At 68.4% G+C, this 23607-nt stretch carries 19 protein-coding genes; 6 read left to right on the forward strand and 13 right to left on the reverse strand.

Translation table 11 applies throughout. From position 1 onward, the window contains the following. Window positions 1–121: 121 nt before the first annotated feature. The gene (locus FHW85_RS03730) at window positions 122–991 is read right to left on the reverse strand and encodes an NmrA/HSCARG family protein (RefSeq protein ID WP_168647384.1); all 870 of its coding nucleotides are present in this window, start codon (window positions 989–991) and stop codon (window positions 122–124) included. A 104-nt stretch (window positions 992–1095) separates the two neighbouring features. Here FHW85_RS03730 and FHW85_RS03735 point away from each other — a divergent pair, with 104 nt between their 5' ends. The 5 genes from FHW85_RS03735 (at window position 1096) to FHW85_RS03755 (ending at window position 9558) form a co-directional block, all read left to right on the forward strand. Beyond that, complete coding sequence (locus tag FHW85_RS03735) at window positions 1096–1989, forward strand: LysR family transcriptional regulator (protein WP_168647385.1); 894 nt, start codon at window positions 1096–1098, stop codon at window positions 1987–1989. A gap of 194 nt (window positions 1990–2183) precedes the next feature. Next, entirely contained in the window at window positions 2184–2651 is a 468-nt protein-coding gene (locus FHW85_RS03740; RefSeq protein ID WP_168647386.1) for an Hsp20 family protein, read from the forward strand. A gap of 495 nt (window positions 2652–3146) precedes the next feature. Beyond that, the gene (locus tag FHW85_RS22535; protein ID WP_168647387.1) at window positions 3147–6533 is read left to right on the forward strand and encodes an autotransporter outer membrane beta-barrel domain-containing protein; all 3387 of its coding nucleotides are present in this window, start codon (window positions 3147–3149) and stop codon (window positions 6531–6533) included. 168 nt (window positions 6534–6701) lie between these two features. Further along, on the forward strand, window positions 6702–9044 hold the full coding sequence (locus FHW85_RS03750; RefSeq protein ID WP_168647388.1) for a glycoside hydrolase family 31 protein: 2343 nt from the start codon (window positions 6702–6704) through the stop codon (window positions 9042–9044). A gap of 118 nt (window positions 9045–9162) precedes the next feature. Beyond that, the gene (locus tag FHW85_RS03755) at window positions 9163–9558 is read left to right on the forward strand and encodes a hypothetical protein (RefSeq protein ID WP_168647389.1); all 396 of its coding nucleotides are present in this window, start codon (window positions 9163–9165) and stop codon (window positions 9556–9558) included. On the opposite strand, the gene FHW85_RS03760 is transcribed toward FHW85_RS03755, so the two are convergent. From FHW85_RS03760 to FHW85_RS03815, 12 genes are all read right to left on the reverse strand, one after another. Continuing rightward, window positions 9555–10214: a ChrR family anti-sigma-E factor gene (locus FHW85_RS03760; protein WP_168647390.1), complete on the reverse strand. Its 660-nt coding sequence runs from the start codon at window positions 10212–10214 to the stop codon at window positions 9555–9557. The genes FHW85_RS03755 and FHW85_RS03760 overlap by 4 nt on opposite strands. Then, the gene (locus FHW85_RS03765) at window positions 10211–10843 is read right to left on the reverse strand and encodes a sigma-70 family RNA polymerase sigma factor (RefSeq protein ID WP_167257362.1); all 633 of its coding nucleotides are present in this window, start codon (window positions 10841–10843) and stop codon (window positions 10211–10213) included. The genes FHW85_RS03760 and FHW85_RS03765 overlap by 4 nt, the downstream gene beginning before the upstream one ends. 126 nt (window positions 10844–10969) lie before the next feature. After that, complete coding sequence (locus tag FHW85_RS03770; protein WP_168647391.1) at window positions 10970–11509, reverse strand: lipocalin family protein; 540 nt, start codon at window positions 11507–11509, stop codon at window positions 10970–10972. A gap of 17 nt (window positions 11510–11526) precedes the next feature. Next, window positions 11527–12612: a class I SAM-dependent methyltransferase gene (locus FHW85_RS03775; protein WP_168647392.1), complete on the reverse strand. Its 1086-nt coding sequence runs from the start codon at window positions 12610–12612 to the stop codon at window positions 11527–11529. After that, the gene (locus tag FHW85_RS03780) at window positions 12609–13421 is read right to left on the reverse strand and encodes a DUF1295 domain-containing protein (protein ID WP_168647393.1); all 813 of its coding nucleotides are present in this window, start codon (window positions 13419–13421) and stop codon (window positions 12609–12611) included. Before FHW85_RS03780 ends, FHW85_RS03775 begins: the two co-directional genes overlap by 4 nt. Continuing rightward, the gene (locus FHW85_RS03785; RefSeq protein ID WP_168647394.1) at window positions 13418–13948 is read right to left on the reverse strand and encodes a DUF2878 domain-containing protein; all 531 of its coding nucleotides are present in this window, start codon (window positions 13946–13948) and stop codon (window positions 13418–13420) included. Before FHW85_RS03785 ends, FHW85_RS03780 begins: the two co-directional genes overlap by 4 nt. After that, a complete protein-coding gene (locus FHW85_RS03790) occupies window positions 13945–15240 on the reverse strand; it encodes a cyclopropane-fatty-acyl-phospholipid synthase family protein (RefSeq protein ID WP_168647395.1) in 1296 nt (431 codons plus the stop codon). The genes FHW85_RS03785 and FHW85_RS03790 overlap by 4 nt, the downstream gene beginning before the upstream one ends. Then, window positions 15237–16037 (reverse strand): DUF1365 domain-containing protein, encoded by an 801-nt coding sequence (locus tag FHW85_RS03795; RefSeq protein ID WP_168647396.1) that lies wholly within the window; start codon window positions 16035–16037, stop codon window positions 15237–15239. Before FHW85_RS03795 ends, FHW85_RS03790 begins: the two co-directional genes overlap by 4 nt. A 1-nt stretch (window position 16038) precedes the next feature. After that, entirely contained in the window at window positions 16039–17310 is a 1272-nt protein-coding gene (locus tag FHW85_RS22280; RefSeq protein ID WP_168647397.1) for an FAD-dependent oxidoreductase, read from the reverse strand. Window positions 17311–17312: 2 nt separating this feature from the next. Then, window positions 17313–18269, reverse strand: a complete 957-nt coding sequence (locus tag FHW85_RS22285; protein ID WP_168647698.1) for an acyl-CoA desaturase — start codon at window positions 18267–18269, stop codon at window positions 17313–17315. A 57-nt stretch (window positions 18270–18326) separates the two neighbouring features. Continuing rightward, window positions 18327–19142: a hypothetical protein gene (locus FHW85_RS03810; RefSeq protein ID WP_168647398.1), complete on the reverse strand. Its 816-nt coding sequence runs from the start codon at window positions 19140–19142 to the stop codon at window positions 18327–18329. 71 nt (window positions 19143–19213) lie between these two features. Next, window positions 19214–20860 carry an alpha-L-fucosidase gene (locus FHW85_RS03815; RefSeq protein WP_168647399.1) on the reverse strand — a complete coding sequence of 549 codons (1647 nt, stop codon included), beginning with the start codon at window positions 20858–20860 and terminating at the stop codon, window positions 19214–19216. Between the two features lie 296 nt (window positions 20861–21156). Between FHW85_RS03815 and FHW85_RS03820 the strand changes: the two genes are divergently transcribed. Next, entirely contained in the window at window positions 21157–23601 is a 2445-nt protein-coding gene (locus FHW85_RS03820; RefSeq protein ID WP_168647400.1) for a TIM-barrel domain-containing protein, read from the forward strand. Window positions 23602–23607: the final 6 nt, after the last annotated feature.

Consider the following 23607-nt stretch of genomic DNA (forward strand, 5'->3'; position numbering starts at 1 on the left):
TTGCGCTGTAATCGTCGGCCCGGTGCGTTTTTGCAACGCGACAAAATCTTGCGGCCACCGGATCGACAGAGGCCACGGGCGAGGGTTCGCCCATGGCCTCGTTGCCGGCAACAGATCGGCCTCAGCCCGCGGCCGTGATCTCGGCGACGAACTCGCGATAAGAACGCAGCGGGCGTCCCAGCATCCGGGTCAGCCGCTCGGCGTCGCCCGCCTCCGGCAGCATGCCGTCGCTGACGAAGCGTTCGGCCATCAGGCGCATTTCGTAGGCCATCCACTTCGGCAGGAAGCCGGCGGCGTTCCGCTCGAAGCCGGCCGGATCGTCGCCGCCGTACACCACGGGGCGTCCCAGCGCTTCCGACCAGATCGCCGCCGCATCCGCGCCGGTCAGCGCGTCGGGGCCGACCAGGTTGATCGTTTCGGTCGGCAGCGTGGCAGGCGCCTGGTCGCGGCGGATCAGTTCGATCGCGGCGAGCTCGGCGATGTCGCGCGTATCGATCATGGCCAGGCCCTTGCCGCCGATCGGCATCGGATAGACGCCGTGCTGAAGCACCACGTCCTTGATCGTGTGGTCGTTGTCGATGAAGTAGGTCGGACGCAGGATGGTGGCGCTGAAACCCATCTCCCGCAGCATCCGTTCGGCGCCGTACTTCACCGCGAAATGCGGCACGTTGACGAAGCGGTCGGCATGGATCACCGACAGGTACACGACGCGCTCGACGCCCGCCTCGCGGGCCAGGTTGAGGGTAAGGATCGCCTGGGTGAATTCATCGCCGGTGACGGCGTTGAGCAGGAACAGGGTGCGCACGCCGGAGAAGGCGGTGCGCATGGCGTCGAGGTCGAGCAGGTCGCCCTGAACCACCTCCACGCCGGCGGGGAAGCTGGTTTTGGAAGGATCGCGGGTCAACACGCGCACGGCTGCGCCGCGCTGGACGAGCTGGTCGACGACCTGGCGGCCGACGCGGCCGGTGGCACCAGTAACGAGGATAGTCATGGCAGTACTCCGAGTGGGTTGGGAACGTGCCGGCTATGTTATTGATCCAAATTCTGGCGAATAGCCGCTAAAATTAAACGCGCTGTCCCACTGACGAGACACTCATGGACCTTCTCGCACTGGCCGATTTCAACCTGGTCGCCCGCCACGGCGGCTTCGGCAAAGCCGCCCGCGAAGCCGGCCGGCCGAAGGCGACCCTGTCGCGGCGCGTGGCCGAGCTGGAGGCCAGCCTGGAGCTGCGCCTGTTCGAGCGCGGGGCGCGATCGCTCAAGCTCACGGAAGAGGGCCGCGCCCTGTTCGAGCGGACCGCGCTGCTGCTGACCGAGCTCGACGAGACGGCGACCGCCATCGCCTCCGGCGGCCATGCCGCGCGCGGCCGCCTGCGCATCAGCGCGCCGCTGCTTTTTTCGCAGACCGCGATGGGCCGGCTCGCCGCGGGCTTCGCGCTGCGCTACCCGCAGGTGCGGCTGGAAGTCACCGCGGAAGACCGCGCCGTGGACATGATCGAAGAGGCTTATGACCTGGTGATCCGGGTCAACCCGGAACCCGACGCCACCCTGGTCGGGCGCATCTTCCTGCGCGACCGCATGGTCGTCGTGGCCAGCCCGGCGTTGCCGCGGCCCGAGGGCGCCGCACCGGTCCCGGCGGTGACCCGCGGCCCCGTCAAGCAGGCGGAGACCTGGACCATGAAGACAGCTTCCGGGACGTCGGCCATGCTCGCCCATCCCGTGCTCGGCCTGTCATCGCTGGTGATGGTCCGCGACGCGGTGCGCATGGGCGCGGGCGCGGCGCGCCTGCCGTTGTCGCTGGTGAGTCCGGACCTGGCCGACGGAACCTTGGCGCACTGGGGCGACGTGGAAGGACCGGAAACCGCGCTCTGGGCGCTCTATCCGACCCGCCGCCTGCTGAGTGCCCGCGTGTCGGCGTTTCTGGACTATCTCAGGGAAGCTTTTCCACGAGGAACGCCGGACGAACTGGCCGCCTATGTCCGCGGCTGAGCTTGCCGCCCGGCAAGCGATTCGCGCACCCGGCGCATGGCCGAACCAAAATTAAATCGCCTCGAAAAACCCCGCTTGCCAAACGCCTTCCGCTGATTATCTTTACGCCCCGCCGATCGCTGCGGGATCGGCCTGACCACGCCGCAAAGGTGTGGCGAGTGTTCACTCCCATGTTGCTTAAAGAGGATATGGCTATGCGCACTGTGCTTGATTTTTCTTCTCTTCACCGCTCCAGCATCGGCTTCGACCGGATGTTCGAACTGCTGGAAACGGCGGCCAGCACCACGCCGGCGGATAACTGGCCGCCATTCGATTCGATCAAGGTCGCGGACGATCAGTACCGCATCACCATGGCAGTCGCCGGCTTCGGCCGCGACGACCTGCAGATCACGCTGCAGAACAACGTGCTCACCGTCAGCGGCGAGCGCAAGGCCGACCACGTCGGCGAAATCCTGCATCGCGGCATCGCCAACCGGCCGTTCACGCGCCGCTTCGAGCTGGCCGAGCACATGCAGATCGATGGAGCCAGCCTCAAGGACGGCCTGCTGGTGATCGACTTGAAGCGCGAGCTGCCCGAGGCGCTCAAGCCGCGCCGGATTCCCATCGGAAATCCGGATCAGCCCGCCATCGAACCGCGCCGGCTGCAGAACCAGGCGGCGTGATTCGCCCGCAAGAGGCGATGGCGGTTTGAATCCTGAAGTGGTTACTGGCGGCGGCAGACTTGCCGCCGCTTTTTTTATACGTGGGAATGGGCCTGGTAAAAGTGGCATTTTGGCCCCTCAATCCCTTGACTTATCCGTACTGGCAAAAGACGCGCGGGCGACGCGCAAGTCGAGCCCGCTTTTTAAGATTTTCACCAGATGGACTTAATGTTTTTGCGCGAATGTGCCTTTCATCACCATTGCCGGCGCCGCGAAAAAAAGCCAGGAAAATCAGCTGTGATTGCAGTAACGCGATGGCCAAGTCGCCGTCAACTATCGGCGCGCCTTGTGTTACTTAGCATGCACTGAGTGCGCATCAGGAACGCGCACTCGCAACAGGGGCGTCAGTCGTGCTTGCGGCGGCGCGAGTTATCCGCCGGACATCAACACATGCTTTTTGCGTCCGGTCTGCGCGGCCGGCGACGGCGGCGCTTGATCTGCGACAGGGGTACGACAGTGAACAAGCAAGACGAAGCGAGCATCGCGCTCTGGCTGCATTACCGGCGCGAGCCGGAGCTTTTCGCGCAGCTGCCCGAAGCGTGGCGGCACTCCATCGCCGAGCACTACGCGCATGCGCGGCAACGGCAGCAGCTCCGGCAGCGCCGCTCGGTGCTGCCGCTCTCCGTGCTGGCGGGGCTGGCCGCGCTGAGCGCCGCGAAGGCGCGCGCGGCCACCAACTACACCACCGTGCTCACCGGCACCAACGCGGACACCGCCTACTCGAGCAGCACCGACGCCAACGGCAACCTGGTCTATCGCCTGGCCGGCGGCGACAGCATCAGCACGACCACGACCGGCACGGACAGCGTCAGCGCCATCAGCCTGCAAAGCGGCACGCCCAAGGTGGTGCTGCAGGTGGACGCCGACGGCAAGGGCGCACTGGCAGTGTCCGTCGACCGCCCGGAGACACCCTGGCCCGGCGTGCACGGCACCGCCCATGCCATCGACATGGGCGCGGGCGAATACCTGACGGTGAACGGCAACACCTCGCTCACCGCGCAGGCGGATGACCGGGCCCGCGTCGTCAACGGGGTGTGGGTGGGTGGATCGGAGGCGCGGGGTCTGCACCTTGACCGGTCGACGGCCGTCTTCAACGGCAAGCTGGACGTTACGACCAAAGGCGCGGACTGGAGCCAGGGCCTGTGGATCTACCGCGGCTTCCTGACCGTCAACGGCGACACCAACATCGTCACGCACGGACGCGGCACCAATACCGCCGGCATCTATAACTCCGGCGGCGGCACCGGCAACGTGGTGTTCAACGGCAACCTGGGCATCGTCAGCTACGGCGACTGGCCCAACGACACCGTCCAGGGCATTTACAACGACAACGTCAACACGCGGATCACCGTCAATGGCGATCTGAATATCGCCGCCACCTCGAACGGCTCGACGGTGATGGGCATCCGCAACCAGGGCACGATCTATGTGACGGGCAACACCACCGTCACTTCCGACGGACCGCGCTCCGCCCTGGGTATCGTCGCTACCCATGCCTCCGCGCGCTTTCATGCCGGCGGCGACGTGAAAGTGACGGTGGTCAGCCACACCGACTACACGCCGTACGGATCGCCCACCGCGCTGGGCAACTCGTACGGGCACACCTACGGCTCCATGACGCTGGACGGCGCCGTCGACGCGCGCGTCAGCGGCGTCAGCACGAGCTTCGCGGTCACCAACAGTAGCGTGATGACCTTTACCAATGCCGCGAAGACGGCGGTGCTGCGCGCGAGCGTGGACTGCAAAACGTGTGACGTCTACGGCATTTACAACGACGGCGGCACGCTCACCATGGCCGGCGGCCTGGACGTGGCCGTGAGCAACACCGGCAGCGGTGCTCGCTATGCCATATGGAACATAGGGGGTGATTGGTGGCAAACCCAAAGCACGCTAAGCGTCAACCAGGCTGGCGGGCAGTCCGTCAAGTTGGATGGCGACGTGCTGACGCGCAACCTGATCAATGCCGCCGGCAAGCAGTACACCGCCACCACCCAGGTGAACTTCAACGATAGTGCGTCGTTCCTCAAGGGCATGGTGCTCGGCGGCAGCGGCGTGATCCCTGCCAGCGGCAACAGAGGCGTGTACACCTATAACGCAGGCGTGCCCATCCTGAGCTTCGCCAACGGCGCCCGCTGGATGCCCACCGGCACCGGCACGCTCGCCAGCGATTTCGGCGCCGGCAGCCTCTCGCTCGGCAACGGTGGCGCGATCGACCTGGCGGCGAGCTGGGGGGCGTTCGCGCCGGGCAGCGTGCCCGCGCACAGCCTGCGCAGCCTTAGCGTCGACAGCTCCACCGGCGGCGCCACGGTGAATCTCGCGGACGGCGCCACCTTCACGCTGCTGAGCGACATCCGCAACGCGCAGGCGGACAAGGTGAGCTTCGGCGCCGGCATCACGACATTCAACGCCACGGGCACCCAGAAGCTGCGCATCGCCTACGACCCGGTGCTGGACGACGCCTCCTGGGTGAGCGCCGCGGCATTGCAGAACGGCACCACCATCGCGGCGGCCCAGCCCATCGTCGTCGTCGACGCCAGCGCCGCGGCCGGCGGCAAGGCGGCGTTCCAATCGGTCGCCGGCGTGGCGGGGCAGTGGAGCGCCACTTACGAGAACGCGCTGGCGCGTTTTACCTACGTGCCGCGCGTACAGCTCAGCGCGGACGGCAAGCAGCTGCTGCTCACCGGTATCGATATCGCGGGCACGGGTGGTTCCACTCCCGGCGGCTCGACTCCGGGTGGATCGACACCGGGCGGCTCGACTCCAGGCGGCTCGACACCGGGAGGCTCGACCGGCGGCGGCTCCGGTAATTCTGGAACTGGAAGCGGAACCGGCAGCGGCACGCCGCCCGCCTCCGGCAATCCCGCCGGCACACCCGTGCCGCCCGCAGGGACGGGCGCGCCTCCGGCGATCACAGCTTCGACCGGAGTCCTGGTCGCTGCCGACGCCGCACTGGCCATGGCCAACCTGTGGCAGCCCGACGAGCGCGCCATCGCACGCCGCAGCGAGGCCTTGCGCACCGACGGGGCGGCAACGGACGCGACCTTCTGGGCCGATGCCGACGGCGGCGAGCTGAGAGGCGACGACAACCAAGGAAGCACCTATCGGCAGAACGCCACCAGCGCCTCGGCAGGCGTCGAATGGGGCGTGCCGTTCGACGGCGGGCACGGCGCGGTGGGCCTGCTCTACACGCATGCGCAATCGCGCGCCACCTTCCAGAGCGGCAACGCCGACCTGCGCGGCAACGCCGTGGGCGCCTATGGCACCTGGAACACGCGTGACGGCTGGTTTGCCGATGCGGCGGCGCGCGTCGGCCGGCTGCGCGACAGCTACGTATCGAGAGACAGCTTCGGCACCGCCTCCGGCCGCTACGACACGCACGCCGCGAGCGTCAGCGTCCGCGCGGGCCGCCGTTTTCAGTTGGGCGGCGGCGCCTATATCGAGCCGCAGGTCCAGGCCGCATACGGCACGCTCGGCCCCAGCAGCTACACCGCCAGCGATCGCGTGCGCTTCGAGGTGGGACACAACCGCACCTTCCAGTCGCGCGCCGGCGTGCTGGCAGGGCAGGCCTTTACCTGGACGGGCGGCGTCGGCGGCGAGGCCTATGTGCGCCTGGGCGTGGTCCACACCGTCGGCAGCCGGCCCGACTTCACCGCATCGCTGGACGGCGGCTCGCTGCCGGTGGCGCTGCCGACGCGGCACGACACGGCCGGCGAAGCCACCGCGGGCGTGCGGCTGGCGTTCGGCCAGGCATGGAGTGCCTTTGCCGAAGCGGGGCGCTCGTCGCGTACCGACGTGGTCGCCGGCGGATGGCGTGCCGCCGCGGGATTGCGCTGGCGGTTCTGATGTCAGCGCCGTCCCCTTCGCGCCTTTGCTAAATCTCGCAACAGGCGTAACGAATTTACCCAGCCGGCCGGGGCGGGGCGGCTGAACTGCCGCCCCGGCATGTTAGAAACCCGCATTCGGCCGCACGCCAGGCGATGCGGATGCCGGTGCTGACGCTGAGGGAACTTCGTGCGGAACTGCCAACTTGCCGTGCTCGGCCTGTCCTTGTCTTTCGCCGCGGCGTTCACCGCCGCGCACGCGGCGCCCGTCGCCACGCTCGACCGGCATGGCGCCTGGGTCAGCGTCGAAGCGTATGGCCCCAACGCGGTCCACATCACGATCGCCGCCGACAAGGCGCAGGCGCTGCAGCCCCCGGGCTACGGGATTCTTGCCGGCCATGCCGACGCATCGGCGTTCCGGCACATGCAGGATCGAAGCGGCGATACGTTTGCCTCTTCCGCGCTCAGCCTGCACGTGGATGCGGCGCCGCCGCCGCACACCCCCGGCACCATGGAGCGCTACTTCGCGCCCGAACTGGCGCCGGTGCGCCTGCAGGTAAGGAACGCCAGCGGCGCCACCGTCGTCGACATGACCGGTTGGGAAATGTCCCCGCACGAAGTGGCAGGCGAGGCGACCTACCAGGTGGGCGCGAGCTTCGCGGCGCCGGCCGGCGAACACTATTACGGCATGGGCCAGAACCAGGACAGCCTCGGCCCGCTCGACCTGCGCGGCCGCGTCATCGACTGCCGGCACTGGTACGACGCGCCCGCGGGCGAAACCGTCTGCGTGCCGTTCATGGTGTCGTCGAAGGGCTACGGCATCATCTGGGACAACCCTTCGGATACGCGCTTCGTCGCGGGCATCCGCGGCCGCACCAGTTTCCAGTCGAAGGTGGGCGAGCGCGTCAGCTTCTTCGTGGTGACGGGCGACACGCCCGAGGCCATCTACTCCGCCTACGCCCGGGTCACGGGCAAGACGCCGATTCCGCCGAAGGCAGCCTTCGGCCTGATCCAGTCCAAGGCGCGCTACGACAGCCAGGCCGAGATCCTGCGCGTGGCGCGGACGTATCGCGAAAAGAACTATCCGCTCGACGTGATGGTGCTCGACTGGTTCTACTGGACGCGCATGGGCCAGCTGGACATCAATCCGGCGGAGTTCCCCGATCCGGACGCCATGAACCGGCAGCTGCACGACGCGGGGCTGAAATCGATCGTCTCGATCTGGCCGCGCTTCGAGCGCTCCAGCCGCTATTTCGGCGAGCTCGATGCCAAGGGCTACCTGCTGAAGGACCGGAACGGCAGGACGGTCGACGGCCTGGCGTTCCGCTCGGATCGCGCCGGCGCGCTGCTCGATGCCACCCATCCGGCGGCGCGGCAGTGGTTCTGGGAGCATGCGCGCGACAACATCCTCGCGCATGGCTTCGACTATCCATGGCTCGACGAGACCGAGCCGGACCTGGTGCCGGACGGTTACTTCTATTCGATCGGCTCGGGCGATCGCTATCACAACCTGTTCCCGCTGGTGCACGTCGAAGGCGTGGCGCAGGGCATGCGCGCGTGGAAACCGGACGAGCGCGTGCTGATTCTTTCGCGCGCCGCCTATCTCGGCTCGCAGCGTACCGGCGCGCTGTTCTGGTCGTCGGATATCGATCCCAGCTGGGAAGCCTTGCAGCGCCAGATTCCCACCGGCCTCAACATGACCGCGTCCGGCATCGCCTACTGGGGCAACGATATCGGCGGCTGGCAGGCGCTGCCGCAGACCACCCGCGCCAGCAAGGCGCCGCTGCTCGATCCTTCCGACGCGCGCGACACGGTGGGCCGGAACGACGACTACCCCGAGCTGCTCACGCGCTGGTTCGAGTACGGCACCTTCCTGCCGACGCTGCGCCTGCACGGCGACCGCAGGCACACGGAAATCTGGGCCTTCGGCCGCCAGGCCGAAGCGATCATGGCGAAGTACGACCAGCTCCGTTATCGGCTGATCCCCTACATCTACAGCCAGGCCAGGAACACCTACGACACCGGCGCGCCGTTCATGCGTCCGCTGTGGATGGATTTCCCGCACGATGCGCAAGTCGCCGACCTGGGCACGGAATACATGTTCGGCCCCGCCTTCCTGGTGGCGCCGGTCACCGAGCAGGGCCAGACGGAGAAGGATGTATACCTGCCCGCCGGCAGCGACTGGTACAACTTCTGGACCGGCGAAAAGCTGGCCGGCGGGCGCTGGGTCAAGGTGGCCGCTCCCATCGATCAGATCCCGGTTTTCGTCCGCGCCGGCTCCATCGTGCCGCTGGGCTCGGATATCCCGTCGACCGCGACGAAACAGCCGATCGCCGAGATCCGCGTGTATCCGGGCAAGGACGCCGGCTTTGCGCTTTACGACGACGACGGCGGCACGTACGGCTACGAGCGCGGCGCAAGCACCACGACGCAGCTGCATTGGAACCAGGCGTCAGGCACTTTGAGCGCGACCGGCGGCGATGCCGCCTTCAACCGGAAAGTGGCGGGACTGGCCAAGGTCGTCGGGCGGTAAAAGCGCGGCGGCGCGGCATCCGTTTTCCGCCGGGCGCCGTAAGCAAGGGCAGGGCGCGACGGGTCGCGGCGAGCCGGCGCCTTTCCCGCCTGCGCCGCGCTACGCCATGGACCGCGCCATGCCACCCGACGCCGCTCCGACCGGACTGACCCAGGCAGAAGTGGAACTGCTGCTCCAAATCGAGCATGGTCAAATCGAGCGCGGCCAAATCGAGCATGGTCAAATTGAACGCGGTCAAATCGAACACGGCCAAATCGAACACGGCCAAATCGAACACAGCCAGATCGAGCAGGACTCGCCGCTGATCCTGGCGAGCGCGCCAGCAGCGAGCCTGCTCATGCGCGGCTACCTGATGCCCGTGCCGCCGGGCCATACGAGTTATTTTTCATACCGCATGGTGCTGGCGGGTCGCCCGCTGGCCATCCAGCTGAGCTACCGCGCGCACAAGCTCCTGCAGTCCATTCGCGATGGAGAAACCAGCCGCTGGCCATGCCGGGTTCCGCCGCGCCGCTAGAGCTTGAACAAGGGCTGCAGCGTGCGGGCCAGCCAGCCGGAAAAACGCAGCGGAGCATCGGTCGCCGCCACGCAGATGCACGGCACGCCGGGCGAGGTGACGGGCTGGTGCTCGGTGTCGCCATCGAGGTCGGCGGCATCGCCCGGCGCGAAATGCCCAAGCAGGTCGTCGTAGGCGCCGCGCAGCACCACCGTCAGCTCGTTCGCGCCATGGCTGTGCAGCGGCACGCTGCGGCCAGGGGCGATGCGCAACAGCATCAGGTCGCCGCCCTCCATGCGCGGGCCGCGGATGTGGTGCACGCCGGGACCGATGGTGCGCCAGCGCAGCCCGCTGAAGGTTTCGCCGAAATAAGGCCGCAGGGGCAAGGGCAGGCGGTCGTGATCGGACGCAGCGGCAGCCGCGGGCGGGACCGGCGGCTGCGCCGGCGGCAACTGCGCCAGCCGCGCGCGCATGGCCTCGCGCGCACCCGCGGAAAGCGGCGCCGGCTCCTGCTGCTGCATCAGCGCTCCGCCGATGCGGTCGGCCTGGCGCAGGCGCTCGCGGCAGACCTGGCAAAGGCTCAGGTGGGTGGCGGCCACCGCCATGAAAGCCGCCGGCAGGGCGCCGGCCGAATAGCCCAGCAGCGTGGCGGCATCGAGGTGATGATTCGGCCTCACGGCACGCCTCCCAGGCCGGCCTGCAGCTTGGCGAACGCGCGCCGCAGCGAGGACTTTACCGAACCCAGCGGCATGCCAAGCTCGTGCGCGATCTCGCTGTGGCTCTTGGCTTCGAAATACGACATGCGGATAAGCCTGGCCTGCACCGGCGGCAGGCTGTCGATGGCACGCTTCAGGCCGGCGTGATCGGCGAATGCCTCGGCGCTGGAGCCGGCATCGGCGGGCGCCTGCTCGTCCAGCCAATCGAGGCCTTCCTGCATCGGCAGCCAGTGCGGTTCGCCGCGCAGGCTGTCGATGTACAGATTGCGCGCCACGCGGAACAGCCAGGTCGCCAGGCCGGCCCGCGCCGGATCGAACGATTCGGCGCGCCGCCACAGGCGCAGCAGCGCCTCCTGCACCAGTTCCTCGGCGCGCGCCGCGCTCACGCCCATGCCCAGCAGGTAGCGCTGCAGGCGCGGCGCGAAGTGGTCGTAGATGCGCATGAAGCAATCCATATCCCGGCGCAGGGCCACGGCCGCCATCTGTTCGGCCCAGTACTGCGCATCGGCATTGGCTTGGCTGGCTGGCGTGGACAAGGATCGTTGCGCCCTCAGAGGCGTCACCTTCGTGGTTGCCGGATCGCTGCTCATCTTAACCATGGGGCTGGCTGCCTGGAGGCGGCCGCGCGGGCCGCCGTCGCTGGCGGCCCGCGCGCAGGCCGCTTTCTCCTTCTACGCCGCCGCGCCGCTTCTGGATGCAGTCCCTGGCCAGCGCGCTCACTGCGCCGGCCAGCGCTGCGGCACGCGGCGCAGCCTGGAAACGTCGTAACCCATGGCAGCGACGCGCCGCACCAGCGCGGCGTAGCGCGCGTCGTCCAGCGCGGGTGTGCGGGCCATGATCCAGACGTAGTCGCGCTTGCTGCGCGCGACGATCACCTCGCGGTAGCCGGGGTCGAGCCAGGCGATCACGTATTGCGCCTTGACCGGCCAGACGAACTGCATGCCCCATTCGGCCCGGCCGGTTCCGGCCCGCACCGTGCCGACCGGATGCATCGCCTTCGCGGCGCCGCCGAAGCCGCCGGCGCGGTAGCGGAAGGTGGTCTGGATGCGGCCGTCCGGCAGGCGGGCGTACGACTCCACCGCGTTGTATGCATCGCGCTCCAGCCAGGTCGGGATCGAGGCGATCACGTACCAGTCGCCCATGAAGCGGTCCAGGTCGACGTCGGCGGCACGCGGCAGCGGTGGCTGCGCCACGCAGCCGGGCAGAGCGACCGCGGCCACGCAGGCGGCGAACAGGGCGGCGATGGGGATGCGCATCGGATGCTCCGGCGGCGTCAGGCGTCGCGCACGAAGCGGTAATGGGCCACCAGCCAGGCCTGGCCTCCCGCGTAGCCGAACAACTCCGCGCAGGCCATCCAGAACATCCGCCAGCGCTGGAACCACAGCGGCGCGGCCGCCTTGCCGTAAGCGCCCTGCAGGATGCGCAGCACCGGTTCGTGATGCCGGTCCTGGTTGGCCAGCCAGTGCTCGGCGGTGCGCTGGTAATGCGTGCCGTCGAGCAGCCAGCGCCGTTCCAGATGCAGCCCGCGCTGATAGTGCAGCAGCGTGTCCACCGCGGGCATCAGTCCGCCGGTGAAGAAGTGGCGCCCCATCCAGTTGTCCTCGCCCTCGGTATCGAACGGATAGGCCGTGTCCCGGTGCGCGAAGATGTGCACGAACAATTTTCCGCCCGGACGCAGCCAGGAGGCGATGCGGCGCATCAGCAGGCCGTGATTGCGCACGTGCTCGAACATTTCCACCGACACGCAGCGGTCGTAGCTGGCCGCTTCCAGCGCAAGGCGGCTCACGTCGCAGGTCAGCACGCGCACATTGCGCAGGCCGCGCGCCGCGCAGCAGGCTTCGATATGGGCGCGCTGCGAGCTGGAGTTGGATACGGCGGTGATGCGTGCGCGCGGATAGCGCGCGGCCATCCACAAGGTGAGCGAGCCCCAGCCGCAGCCCAGTTCCAGGATGTCCTGGCCGTCGCGCAGCTCGGCGCACTGGCCGTAGCGCTCCAGCATGCAGGTCTCGGCCTGCGCCAGCGTCTCGCTGCCTTCGGGGTAGTAGCAGCTGGAATATTTCAGCTGGGGCCCCAGGCAATACTGAAAGAAAGCCGCGGGCAGCTCGTAATGCTGGGCATTCGCGGCGTCGGCATGGATGGCGATCGGCCCTTCGCGCCAGGTATCCAGCAGCAGCGTCTGCCGTGCGTGCGCCACTTCCACGCTGCCGGCATGCAGTTCGCGCAGGCGCTGCGCGCACAGGCGGCGGATGCCGGCGCGGATCAGCGCGTCCGGCAGCAGGCCGCGCTCGGCCAGTCCCAGCAGGCCGGGGGCGGGGCGGTCGGCGGCCAGTTCGCGGGTATCGAGCACGGAGGCGCTCATGATTCGCTCCTGCGGTCAGGTGAACGGGGAAACCAGGGAATGAGCATGGGCGTGCGGCGCTGGTAGTCGCGATAGTCCTCGCCGCGCGAGCGCAGCGCCTGCGCCTCGGTGAACGGCACGCCGCTGAACCAGCGCAGGAAGACATACATCACGACCGGCCCCAGCCACGCCGCCCAGGCCCAGGGCGAGCCGGCGGCGAGTGCCGGATAGGCGAACCAGTGCAGCCATTCGAAGAAGTAATTCGGATGCCGCGAATATCGCCACAACCCCTCGCGGCAGGTCTTGCCGCGGTGGCGCGGATCGGCGCGGAAGCGGGCCAGCTGGCGGTCGGCCACGCTTTCGCCGAGCACGCCGGCCACCCATAGGGCGACGCCGCCGGCGAACCATGGCGAGAATCCGTCCGCGGGCGCCGCGGCGACCGCCACGAACGGCAGCGCGAACAGCAGCACCAGCAGGGCCTGCGCCTGGAAGAACAGAAAGAACTTGCCCTGGTGCCCCTGCCAGTGCGCGCGCAGATGGCGGTAGCGGCCGTCCTCCGGCTCCTTGCGCACCCGGCGCCACAGATGCCACGCCAGCCGGCAGCCCCAGCTGCCGCCGAGCACGGCCGCGGCCAGGCGAGCGGTCGGCGAGCCGCTGCCGGTCGCTCCGGCCAGCAGCGCCGCGAACGCAAGGCCGCCGGCCCACAGCACGTCGACGATGCCGGCGTTGCGATGGCGCCGCTGCCAGCGCCAGCCCGCGGCCATCAGCAGCGCCATCGCCGCCGCCAGCACGCCCAGCTGCAGCCACGGCGACCACGCCGGCGCGCTCATGGCGCCCCCGCCGCGGCGCGCAGCGACCATTGCCTGGCGCGGCCGGCCAGCAAGGGCAGGGCGATGGCCCAGCCCGCGGCGAGCCAGAGCCAGGCGCGCCAGGACGGCTCCGCTACCGTCAACGCCCGCCCCGACGCGGCGTAATAGGCGGCGGGCGCGCCCAGGCCTCCCAGCACGGCCGCGAGCCAGGCGTGCCGCTTGGCGATGGCCAGCGAGCCGTTGAGGGTCATCGCGAAGGCGGCCCACAAGGCTTCGATCCACAGCGGCGCTCCGGGCGGAAGCGCCGGCGAGGCCGCGGCATAACGCACCCAGACGCAGTACGCCATGACACCGTCCACGGCCAGCCCGCAGGCCATGGCCAGCGCGGCAAGCCGCCATTCGACCAGCGGCTGCGCGGAACCCAGCGCCTGCCACGCCACGAACGCGCACGCGCCGGCCACGCCGGGCCAGGCCCGCCCATGCGCCGCGCCACCCACCGCGAGCAGCCACACCAGTTGGTAGCCGAGCAGATTGCCCCAGAAGCTCATGCCGGCCCGTCCTCCGCGCGCGCGCCCCAGCGCGGCGCCGGCGGCCGCGCGCCGGGCTTGGCCAGCAGCAGGTGGGAGACGCCGATCGAACGCTCCAGGAAACCGCCTTCGCAATAGGCCAGGTAAAACTCCCACAGGCGCAGGAAGCGCTCGTCGAGGCCCAGCGCGCGCGCGTCGGCCAGGCGCGCCATGAAGCGCTCGCGCCATGCGTGCAGGGTCATGGCATACGACAGGCCGAAGTCCTCCTGGTGCACCAGCGCCAGGTCGGCCGCGCGGCTCTTGGCCTGCAGCATGGCGGCCAGCGAGGGAATGAAGCTGCCGGGGAAAATATGCCGCTTGATGAAATCCACCGAGGCCAGCGCCTGTTCGTAGCGGTGGTCTTCGATGGTGATGGCCTGGATCAGCGCCATGCCGTGCGGTTCGAGCAGCGCGCCGAGCCTGGCGAAATAGGTATCCAGATACTCCGCGCCGATCGCCTCGATCATCTCGATCGAAACCAGCTTGTCGTAGCGCCCGGCCAGGTCGCGGTAGTCGTCCAGCCGCAGCGTCACGCGATCCTGCAGGCCGGCCTCGGCGATGCGGGCGGCCGCCAGCGCATGCTGCTCGCGCGAGATCGTGGTGGTGGTGACGTGGCAGCCGTAGTGGCGCGCCGCGTGCAGCGCGAAACCGCCCCAGCCGGTGCCGATCTCGATCACGCGGTCGCCCGGGCGCAGGTCCAGCTTGCGGCAGATCACCTCCAGCTTGCGGGTGGACGCCTGCTCGAGCGTGTCGTCCGGCTGCGTCCACAGCGCCGATGAGTACATCAGGTCCGCCGACAGGAACAGGCCGAAGAAATCGTTGCCCAGGTCGTAATGCGCGGCGATGTTGCGCCGGCTGCCGGCCCGGCTGTTGGCGCGCAGGGCATGCCATGCGCGCAGCAGCAGGCCTCCCAGGCGGGCGGTACCGCTCTCCATGCCGTCGAGCAGGTCGCGGTTGCGCACCAGCAGCCGCACCAGCGCGACCAGATCGTCGCAATGCCATTGCCCGTCGCCGTACGCTTCGCCGGCGCCGACGCTGCCTTGGAAGGCCAGGGCGCGGTAGAAACCCAGGTCGCGCACTTCCACCTGCACGCTGAGCGCGGGACGCTCCGCCACCGGCTCGCCGCACTCGGTGCTGCCCAGCGCGTCGTGCACCACCAGCCGCCCATGCCTCAGCCCGCGCAGCGCATCGAGCAGGCGGCGGCGCAGGAAGCGGTCCGTGGCGGTGGCGCCGTCGGCCGTGGATGCCGGCGCGGTCCTGGCAAGTTCGTTCATGGCGAGTCTCCGTGGACAGGCGTAGCGATGCGCTCGCGCAGGCGCGGGTGGTCGTGCACAGGCATGCGCTTCAGCCACAGGCGCAGCGCCTGCCAATGGATCGCCCCGATCACCTGGGCCGTCATCAGCGGGTAGCGCCACAGCACGCGCGCCAGCGCGCCGCCGTCCAGCGCACGGCGGCGCAGATCCAGCGTGGCGTCGAACTCGCAGGCGGGCCCGCGCCGCACCTTCATGTGCACGCGCAGGTCGTCGGCCGGCGCGGTGAAGCGCCAGTCGTACTCGCGCTCCATCGCCATGAAGGGCGACACGTGAAAACGCTTGTCGAAGGACCAGCCCAGGCTGCGGCCGCGCCGTTCGGCGAGGCGCGCGTCCAGCACGTAGGCATGGCGTTCGCCCCAGGGCGTGTTGGTGATCTCCGCGACGATGCCATCCAGCGTGGCGCCGTCCTCGGCATAGCAGTAGTAGAAGGCGACCGGATTGAACACGTAGCCGGCATAGCGCGGATGGGCCAGCATGCGCACCGGGCCGCGGACCTCGCGCCCGCTGGCCCGGCTCAGCCGCCCGCGCACGGCCTGGGCGAGCGAGGGAACGTCCGGATCGAGGTAATCCTCGCGCCGCCACTCGGCCAGGTTGCGGCGCCCGGCGGACCACAGCCAGCGGCCGCGGAAAGCGGCGTCGATCTCGTCCAGGTCCAGGTAAAGCTGGGCCATGCGGTAGCGGAACATATGGCGCCGCGGCAACAGGCGCCGGTGCGTCACCGCACCCTCGTAGACCGCACTGGCGAGCGCGCCGGCCATGTCAGGCGGGCACCGCGGCGGCGGGCGCCGGAACGGTCCGGCCGCCAAGCGCGCGCGCCACGTCCACCGCGCTGCGCATGCCGTCTTCATGGAAGCCCCAGCCCCAGTACGCGCCGGCGAACCAGGTGCGCCGCTGGCCCTGGATTTCCGGCTTGCGCCGCTGCGCCGCGACCGATGCCGCGGTGTACACCGGATGGTGGTAGCTCATCCGGCGCAGGATCTTGGACGGATCGATGGCGCTGGTGCGATTGAGCGTCACCACGAACGGCTCGCGCGAGCGGATGCCCTGCAGCAGGTTCATGCAATAGCTCACCGTGCATGCCTCGCCGGCCGCGGCCGGCACGTGGGCATTCCACGCGGCCCAGGCCTTCCTGCGGCGGGGCAGCAGCCGCGCATCGGTATGCAGCACGGTGTCGTTGGCCTGGTAGGCGATGGCGCCCAGCACCTCGCGCTCGCGTTCGCTGGAATCTTCCAGCAGCCGCAAGGCCTGGTCGCTGTGGCAGGCCATCACCAGCTGGTCGTAGAGCTCCACGCCATGGCGATGGCGCACCTGCACGCCTTGCTCGAGGCGCCGCACGGCAAGGACCGGGCAGGCGAGGCGCTCGCGCACCGTCCAGCGCCGGCGCAAGGCGTGGACATAGCTGGCGGACCCTCCTTCCACGACGCTCCATGCCGGCCGTCCGCTGGCCTGGAGCATCTGGTGGTTGGCCATGAACTGCACCAGGTAGCGCGCCGGAAAACGCAGGATGTCCTGCGCGGGGGAGGACCACAGCGCGGACGCCATCGGCACCAGGTGATCGTCGCGGAAGGCCGCGCCGTAGCCTTGCCGTGCCAGATAGTCGCCCAGCGCCAGGGCGTCGTCGCCGCCGTCCAGCAGGGCCGGCGCCTCGCGATAGAACCGCAGCAGGTCGCGCAGCATGCCCAGGAAGCGCGGCGACAACAGGTTGCGGCGTTGGCAGAACAATCCGTCGAGGCTGCCCGCGTTGTACTCCAGGCCCGTGCCGGCGTGCTGCACGGAAAAACTCATGGTGGTGGGACGCGCGGCCACTCCCAGTTCGTCGAACAAACCGTGCAGCAGCGGGTAATGCGCGCGGTTGAAGACGATGAAGCCGCTATCCACCCGGTAGCGCTCGCCGTCCTGCTCGACCTCGTGCGTATGCGTGTGGCCGCCGAAGCGGTCGCCGGCCTCGAACAGCGTGACGTCATGCGCGCGCGACAGCAGCCACGCGCTGGCCAGCCCGCTGATGCCCGAACCGATCACCGCGATGCGCACACTCAGTACCTCGCCTTGCGGGCTACCCAGGCGGGCACCGGCTTGAGGTCCCGCACCAGGCCCAGCTGCTCCAGCAGGCACAGGCCGTACCAGGTCAGGTCGATCTCCCACCAGCGGAAACCCTGGCGGGCGGAGCCCGGAAAGTAGTGATGGTTGTTGTGCCACCCTTCGCCGAACGTGAGCAGGGCCAGCCACACGTTGTTGCGGCTGTCGTCGCGCGTGTCGAAACGGCGGCGGCCGAAGCGATGGGCCAGCGAATTGATGGTGACCGTCGCATGAAACAGCACCACGGTGGACACGAAGAAACCCCACACCAGCATCTGCCCGCCGCTGGTGCCGAGTCCTGGCGCCACCGCGTGCAGCAGGGCGCCCAGGCCGTACAGGCCGGCCGCCAGCAGCACCGGCACGACGGTGTCGTAGCGGTCGAGCCAGCGCAGCTCCGGGTAGGCGGCCAGGTCCGGCACGCGCTCCAGCTCCGTGCGGAACGCGCCGCGCGTGAGGAACCAGCCCACGTGGCTCCAGACGAAACCGAACACGCCCGGAGAGTGCGGATCCAGCGCGGTGTCCGCATGGGCGTGATGGCGCCGGTGGTGGGCCGCCCACCACAGCGGCCCGCGCTGTACGCAGGAGGCGCCAATCAGGGCGAACGCGAACTGCACGGCGCGCGAGGCGCGGAACGTGCGGTGCGAGAAATAGCGGTGATAGAAACCGGTCAGCGCGAACATGCGCACGGCGTACAGCAGCGCGGCGGTCCACAGCGCCACCGGGGATACGCCGACCCAGAACACGGCCGCGCAGGCCAGATGCATCGCGATGAAGGGGGCCGCCCGCAGCCAGTCGATACGCGCGGCTTCCTCGTCCGTCACCTGCGCCGAGGTATCGACCCAGCGCCGCAAGGCGGTCGCCCATCGGCCGGCGCGGGCAGGGGCGGCTGCGGAAGATGGCGCGATCGGATGCATGGTCGATCCCTGGTTGGTGACTTCTATACGCCGCGGCGAGGCGTTCGGATGCATGGCTCAGGCGCCGCAGCGCGTCACCAGGGGCACCGTCCGCGCCGCCGCCACCTCGCCCGGCTGCGGCGCGGCGCGTTCGAGCGAACGGGGAAAATCGATGCGCACCCACGCATGGCGCCCCCGCTCGTCGCGGATCGTGCCGATGCCCTCGAAGCGCAGCAGGTGGCCATCCATGGTGTAGGTAAGATCGATCGCCGGGGCGAGCGCGCCGAGCAGGCCGCCAAGGCCCAGCCGGAACCGGCGCACGGCGACGCCGTCCAGCCACGCATCGCGCGCATCGCCCAGGCGCAGGCGCAGATAGTCCTGCCGGCTGGGCATCACGAAGGCGATGTCGCGCCGCGTGGCGCCGGCAAGGCTCGCCCAGTGTTCCCGCACATAGGCATCGAAGCCGGCGTCGACCACCATGTCCGGCATGGCCTGCAGCAGGCGGGTCTGCATGGGGGCGTCGCCGCGCTCGCGGGCATAGACCAGCCAGCGCTCGCCTTCGCGCCGCACGCCTTCGCGGTAGCCGTCGCGTCCGTCCTCGAAATCGAAATCGGGCGCGGCCGGATCGCCGCGCTCGTAGACCAGCTTGCGTGCGAAGGGCTCGCCGGAAGGGCAGCGATACAACACCAGCCGGGTGGCCACGCCGTCGGCGCGGAACAGCCAGTGCTCTTCGCGGTAGCGAACGGCCGAGCCGTTTTCCGCGCTGGCGACGCCAAGGTAGTGCCGGTCCTGCGCATGCGCGCGGAGCGGGCAGGCGCCGAGCACGGCGAGAAGCAGGGCGGCCTCGGCGAAGCGGCATCGCCGATGGGGATTGCGCCAGCTGATCGATGCCATGGACGCCCCGGCGTTCACTGATGGCTATCGATACGCGAACCGGTGGCGATTGGATCCGCGCCGCGGGATCTTCAGCCTGCGACGCCCAAGCCGCGCCCCATGATCCTGAACGCCACGGAAGGGGCGCCGGGCAGGCGCTCCGGAAGTTCGAGCCGCAGGCCCTGTGTGTCGCGCTTGAACCGCAATGGCGCTTGCATGCCAAGCAGCTCTACCCGCTCGACGCTGCCCGGCATGGCCGACCCCAGCGACTTCAGTACCAGCTGCGGCGAAGACGGGCGCCCGAGCGTGATGGCGAACAGCACGTCGCCCTTCACCGTGTAGCGGATGTCGTCGCCGGTGAAGGCGCCCGCCTTGTCCTCCGCGAACATGCCCGCGGCCACCTTGGTGGGCCCTTCGCCGAACGTTCGCCACGGGCGCGTGCCGAAGATGGCTTCGCCATTGACCTTCATCCAGGCCGCCAGCTGCTCGAGCACGTCGCGCTCATCCGCATCGATGGTGCCGTCGCCGCGCAGCGGAATGCTGAGCAGCAGATTGCCGTTCTTCGAGACGATGTCGCACAGGCGCGCGATGACGGTGGCGGCGCTTTTGTAACCGTGCTGCTCGAACAGCCGCCGCGAATAATGCCAGTCGCCGATGCAGGTGTCGGTCTGCCAGGGCAGGGGGCGGATCGCATCGCTGACGCCGCGCTCGATGTCTTCCACCATGGCGGGCACCTGTCCGGGCGCCAGCCCCTTGGCGTTGAGCACGGCCTCGAGCCTGCCGTCGTGCCATTGCCGGTTCGCGTTGTAATAGTAAGCGGCGATGTCCAGGCCCGCCTGCCCGAGCGGCAGTCCGGTGTCGTCGAAATACAGCAGGTCGGGGCGGTACTTGTCGAGCAGCTCCTTGCAGCGCAGGAACCATTGCCGCACGAACCGCGGGTTCTGCGGCGGCGGGTTTTCGTTCCAGGGGCGGTCGTGCTGCTCATGCCATTGCCTGACGGCCGCCGCGCCGCGAATGCCATCGGGGATGACGATGTTGGGGCCGGTATACAGCTCCTGCGGATCCAGGCCCTCCCACCAGGTGCCGCGTCCATCCGCCTTGGCCAGGCGTGCGGCATCGTAGCGCTGTCCCGCGCGCGGGCCTTCGCCGTCGTAGCCATAAGCCGTCTGGAACCAGTGCCAGGCATGCGCGGAGTGATTGCTGACGCCGAACCTCAGCCCATGCTCGCGCGCCGCGCGCGCCCAGCCGCCGACGATGTCCTTGCGCGGCCCGACCTTGACCGAGTTCCAGGCGTGATGGCTGGAATCGTAATTGTCGAAATTGTCGTGGTGATTGGCCAATGCGACGAAATACTTCGCGCCGGCCGCCTTGTACAGGCGCATCAGCGCATCCGGATCCCAGTGCTCGGCTTTCCATCGATGGTCCAGCTCCATGAAGCCGAATTGGGATGGATGGCCATAGGTACGGCAGTGGTATTCGTACTGCGGCTCACCCTGCAGATACATGTTGCGCGCATACCAGTCGCCTTGTTCGGGCACGCATTGCGCGGTCCAGTGCGCCCAGATGCCGAACTTGGCGTCGCGGAACCAGGCGGGCGCGGCATAGCCGCGCAGGGAGTCCCAGTCGGGGTGAAATGGCGCCGGGGCATCGGCTGCGGCACGGCCGAGGCGGGGAGTCCAGCAGGGCGCGGACAATCCGAGCGTCATTCCCAGCAGAAAAGAGCGGCGAGACAGCGGCATGGCGATTCCCTATGGCATGTACGCATGTGCCTGCCGACCGATATCGCCGTGCAGGCTGGTCCGGGCCCTGCAATGAGCGCTCGCGGGGCGGTGGCCGAGTCTAGGGTGGTGCCGATGGCCGTCCAATAAGCAATCGTGACGTTTCGATATGCGCTCGGATATCGCAGCGGAACATCTCCCGCCGCGTCAGCAAGATGCGCGGCGGGATGCGGCAAGCGCAAACGAAGAATCGTTCAATGGATTATCTGATTTCGTAAAAAACAGGCATCGCCTTGTGCCGGACACTGGGTGCTTCGATGAATTCAGTGGATAAGGATGTTGTCTCCGTGACGCGAAAGCCATTTCTCTGCGCCTGCATCGCATTGCTGCTGGTCTGGCGAATCGATACCGCGATCGCCGGTGACGCGCCTTTCGTGCTGGAGCGCCACGGCCGGACGATCGCCATCGAGCCTTATGCGCCGAATATCCTGCGGGTGACGCTGAGCGTCGACCGCGCAGCCGCGACGGCATCGCCGGGCTATGGGTTCGAAGCCAGGCCTTCGTCCCCGGGATGGACTCATGCACGCGATGAGGCCGGCGGCGATGTCTTCCGCTCCTCGAGGATGGTGGTTCGCATTGCGCCGGAGCGCCCGGCCACGCAGGGACTCTCCCTGGGCCTGCCCCTGGACGCCCTGAACCATGCATTGCGCGAGCAATACTTCGGAGGATGGAAAGACCCGAACAAATTCGACGACGCCCTGAGCATCACCACCGCGGAGGGCAAGCCGCTGTTGCGCATGCGTACCTGGAGCATGGTGCCGGGGCAGCCGCCGGCGGACGCGGGAGCAAAGAGCTTCCGCAGCGCCGCCACCTTCGATTCGCCCGGCAACGAGCACTACTACGGACTGGGACAGCAGCAGCAAGGATGGATGGACCTGCGCGATCACGAGGTCCGCTGCTGGCACGACTATGGCGCGCTGGGCGGAGAGAATGTCTGCGTACCCTTCATGGTGTCCAATCTCGGCTACGGCCTGGTCTGGGACAACCCGTCCAAGACCACCGTGCAGCTGGGCTTCAATGGCCAGAACGTGTGGTCATCGGAAGTGGGCGACCGGATCTCTTATTTCGTCATCGCGGGAAACAGCACCGACGAGATCTACCAGGGCTACCGCCTGTTGACCGGCGTCACGCAGATGCTGCCCCGCACGGCCTACGGCTATATCCAGAGCAAGGCGATCTATGCGACGCAGGAGGAGATCCTCGCGGTCGCCGAGGAATACCGCCGGAAGAACCTGCCGCTGGGCGTGATGGTGGTCGATTTCCTCAATATGACCCGGCAGGGCAATCTGGATCTCGATCCCGCGCGCTGGCCGGACCCGGCCGCGATGAATAGCCGGCTGCACGCCATGGGCGTGGACTCGCTGCTGAGCGTGTGGCCGCACTTCTCCGAAGGCTCGCTGTTCTACGACATGCTCGACAGCAAGGGCTGGCTGGTGCGCGGAAGAGACGGCAAGCCCGACAAGGGGTGGTACAAGACGATCATCGGCCCGAACATCGACACCACGAATCCCGAAGCGGCGAAGTGGTTCTGGCAACAGATTCGCGACCGCTACATCAAGCCGCAGGGATTCGATTACCTATGGCTGGACGAGACCGAACCGGATGTCGATCCCGCCAATGACGTGTTCTGGATCGGCCCGGGCTCGCGCTATTACAACGTCTACCCGTTGTTCCATACCGCCGCAGCCTATGAAGGATTCCGGCGCGATTTCGGCGATGCGCGCAGGGTCATGATCCTGGCGCGGGCCGCTTACCTGGGCGCCCAGCGCAACGGCACCGTGTTCTGGTCGAGCGACATCGCCGCGAGCTGGGACATGCTCAAGCGATCCGTTCCGGCGGGACTCAATTTCACCGCCACCGGGCTGCCGTATTGGGACACCGATATCGCGGGCTTCATGTCGCCGGCCATCCCCGCCGACTACAAGGCAACGCGGCAACCGCTGATCGATGGTTCCGATGCGCGCGACACGATCGGCAACTATGAGGATTATCCTGAGCTGTTCGTGCGCTGGTTCGAATGGGCGACCTTTCAACCGGTCATGCGCGCACATGGAGAAAGGAAACACAACGAAGTGTGGTCGTACGGCAAACAGGCCGAGCCGATTCTGGCGAAATACCTGAAGCTGCGCTACCGGCTGCTGCCGTATACGTATTCGGCGGCCTATCGCAGCTACCAGACCGGCGCGCCCTACATGCGCGCGCTGTTCATGGATTTCCCCAACGACCCCAAGGTCGCGGACATTCCCGACGAATATATGTATGGCCCCGCCTTCCTGGTGGCGCCCGTGACCGAGCAGGGCGCGACCCACCGGACGGTGTATTTGCCGGCAGGCTGCGACTGGTACAACTACTGGACGAACGAGCGCCTGCGTGGCGGCCAGACGATCGAGGTGGATGCGCCCATCGATATCCTGCCGCTGTTCGTCAGGGCGGGCAGCATCGTGCCGCTGGGTCCGGACGGGGCAGGGGCGCAGCAAACGCAGAAGGTCGTTGCGGTGCACGTGTATCCGGGAGCGGATGCGAAGTTCACGCTCTTCCAGGATGACGGTACTTCCTATGGCTACGAGCGCGGCAAATACGCCGTTACCACGCTGACATGGGATGAGGCCGGGCATCGATTCGGGCACGATGGCGGAAAGACCTGGCATGGCGCGGATGCCCCGGTCGTGTCCGTGATCGGGGATAAGAGCGCCGGCCGATAAGCTGAC

The organism is Dyella sp. SG609, assembly GCF_012275375.1.
Lineage (GTDB): Bacteria > Pseudomonadota > Gammaproteobacteria > Xanthomonadales > Rhodanobacteraceae > Dyella_D > Dyella_D marensis.

What these genes read in the sequence shown, in the direction of transcription:
- FHW85_RS03755 (WP_168647389.1), top strand. Translation starts at nt 9,163, where the DNA reads ATGCCACCCGACGCCGCTCCGACCGGACTGACCCAGGCAGAAGTGGAA.
- FHW85_RS03730 (WP_168647384.1), bottom strand. Translation starts at nt 991, where the DNA reads ATGACTATCCTCGTTACTGGTGCCACCGGCCGCGTCGGCCGCCAGGTC.
- FHW85_RS03735 (WP_168647385.1), top strand. Translation starts at nt 1,096, where the DNA reads ATGGACCTTCTCGCACTGGCCGATTTCAACCTGGTCGCCCGCCACGGC.
- FHW85_RS03775 (WP_168647392.1), bottom strand. Translation starts at nt 12,612, where the DNA reads ATGAGCGCCTCCGTGCTCGATACCCGCGAACTGGCCGCCGACCGCCCC.
- FHW85_RS03820 (WP_168647400.1), top strand. Translation starts at nt 21,157, where the DNA reads ATGAATTCAGTGGATAAGGATGTTGTCTCCGTGACGCGAAAGCCATTT.
- FHW85_RS03780 (WP_168647393.1), bottom strand. Translation starts at nt 13,421, where the DNA reads ATGAGCGCGCCGGCGTGGTCGCCGTGGCTGCAGCTGGGCGTGCTGGCG.
- FHW85_RS03795 (WP_168647396.1), bottom strand. Translation starts at nt 16,037, where the DNA reads ATGGCCGGCGCGCTCGCCAGTGCGGTCTACGAGGGTGCGGTGACGCAC.
- FHW85_RS03815 (WP_168647399.1), bottom strand. Translation starts at nt 20,860, where the DNA reads ATGCCGCTGTCTCGCCGCTCTTTTCTGCTGGGAATGACGCTCGGATTG.
- FHW85_RS03785 (WP_168647394.1), bottom strand. Translation starts at nt 13,948, where the DNA reads ATGAGCTTCTGGGGCAATCTGCTCGGCTACCAACTGGTGTGGCTGCTC.
- FHW85_RS22285 (WP_168647698.1), bottom strand. Translation starts at nt 18,269, where the DNA reads ATGCATCCGATCGCGCCATCTTCCGCAGCCGCCCCTGCCCGCGCCGGC.
- FHW85_RS03770 (WP_168647391.1), bottom strand. Translation starts at nt 11,509, where the DNA reads ATGCGCATCCCCATCGCCGCCCTGTTCGCCGCCTGCGTGGCCGCGGTC.
- FHW85_RS03765 (WP_167257362.1), bottom strand. Translation starts at nt 10,843, where the DNA reads ATGAGCAGCGATCCGGCAACCACGAAGGTGACGCCTCTGAGGGCGCAA.
- FHW85_RS03810 (WP_168647398.1), bottom strand. Translation starts at nt 19,142, where the DNA reads ATGGCATCGATCAGCTGGCGCAATCCCCATCGGCGATGCCGCTTCGCC.
- FHW85_RS03790 (WP_168647395.1), bottom strand. Translation starts at nt 15,240, where the DNA reads ATGAACGAACTTGCCAGGACCGCGCCGGCATCCACGGCCGACGGCGCC.
- FHW85_RS03740 (WP_168647386.1), top strand. Translation starts at nt 2,184, where the DNA reads ATGCGCACTGTGCTTGATTTTTCTTCTCTTCACCGCTCCAGCATCGGC.